Genomic DNA, 1,515 nt, shown 5'->3' with positions numbered 1-1,515 from the left:
GGCGCGCCGAACAGCGCGGGCCGGTCGAAGGGCGCGAACGGCTCGGGGCCGGCCTCGGCGAGCAGCGCCTCGGCGCCGCCCGGCCAGTCCCGGTCCTGGTGCCGGCGGGAGTGGCCGAACAGCAGCACGTCCACCGGGCCGGTCTGCCGGAGCCGGTCGGCGAGTGTGCGCAGCGCGTCCCGGGGCAGCAGGTGGTCGGCGTCCAGGAACAGCAGGTACTCGCCGGTGGCCCGCGCCGCGCCCGCGTTCCGGCTCGCCCCGACCCCGACCGCGGCGTTCAGGTGCAGCACCGACACCTGCGGGTGCCGGGCGGCGTACGCGTCGGCGAGCCCGCCCGCGGTCTCGGGGGAGCGGTCGGCGACCACGATCACCTCGACGTCGGCCAGGGACTGGGCGAGCAGCGAGTCCAGGCAGTCGGCGAGCTGTTCGTGCCGGTCGTAGGCGGGGAGCACGACGCTGATCAGGGGTGAGGGCATGACGCCGGAGCGTAAGAGGGCTCGCGAACCGTGGCAAAGCCCTGACGGTCCGTAATTCCGATCAATCAGTGGCAAACCGTACGAGTGTGCGCCAGATCTTCACGCCGCCTTCCGGACGTGTCCACGCCCGGCCCGGGCTCCGGCCCGGGTCCCGGTCCGGCTTCCGACCTGGGGTGATACGCGCCGGGGCCCGCGACGCGCGGTGCGTCGCGGGCCCCGGGTGGCCGATCGGCCTAGTACCAGTGGTGGGACTGCCAGAACGACCAGGCGGCGCAGGGGCTGCCGTAGCGGGTGTTCATGTAGTTCAGGCCCCACTTGATCTGGGTGGCCGGGTTGGTGCGCCAGTCGGCGCCCGCGGAGGCCATCTTGGAGCCGGGCAGGGCCTGGACCAGGCCGTAGGCGCCGGAGGAGGCGTTCACCGCGAGGGGGTTCCAGCTGCTCTCGCGGAACACGATGTTGCTGAAGCACTGGAGCTGGCCGGCCGGGACGATCTGCGCGGCGATCTGCTGCGGGGTGCCGGAGTAGGCGGCCGGGGCGCTGTTCAGGTCCTGGCGCTCCTGGGAGCGGGAGGCGGCGGCCTCGGCGTCGGCCTTGGCCTTGGCGTCCGCCTGGGCCTGCGCCTCGGCCTGGGCCTGGGCGGCGGCGTCCGCCTCGGCCTTGGCCTGGGCCTCCTGGGCGGCCTGCTCGGCGGCGCCGGCGGCAGCGGTGTCGGCCTGGCCCTGCTCGGCGACCAGCGTGCCGTCCACCGACACGGCGGCCACGGGGGCGGCCTCGGTGCCGTTCCCGGCCTGCGGGATGGCGAGGGCCGCGGTGGCGGCGCTCGCGACCACGAGGGTGGCGACGCCGGTGATCAGGGAGTTGCGGCGGGCATGGCTGAGCTGCATGGGGCGGACGATCCTTCTCCGTCGGGGGCCGTGCCGGTGGCACCGGGGGCGGGGCATCGCGTGGGCTCCGGGTGAGCGGGGCCCGTGCGGCCGCCCTGGACGGCCGTGGCGCCCCGACGGAAACGGCGGGGCGGGCGGGCTGCGCGGCGGCGGGG

At 76.0% G+C, this 1,515-nt stretch carries 2 protein-coding genes; both read right to left on the bottom strand.

The annotated features are described in order from the left end of the window. Window positions 1-476, bottom strand: a 476-nt coding sequence (locus tag AE652_RS41175; RefSeq protein WP_049661092.1) for a glycosyltransferase family 2 protein, incomplete at its 3' end; no start/stop codon positions are given. 233 nt (window positions 477-709) lie between these two features. Then, window positions 710-1,360, bottom strand: coding sequence for a transglycosylase SLT domain-containing protein (locus AE652_RS41170; protein WP_053112595.1), 651 nt, complete (start codon window positions 1,358-1,360; stop codon window positions 710-712). Window positions 1,361-1,515 lie beyond the last annotated feature (155 nt).

This window comes from Kitasatospora sp. MY 5-36, assembly GCF_001182915.1.
Classification (GTDB): domain Bacteria; phylum Actinomycetota; class Actinomycetes; order Streptomycetales; family Streptomycetaceae; genus Kitasatospora.
Note: the sequence above shows the minus strand (reverse complement) of the source record. Positions and strands in the feature narration are given on the sequence as shown.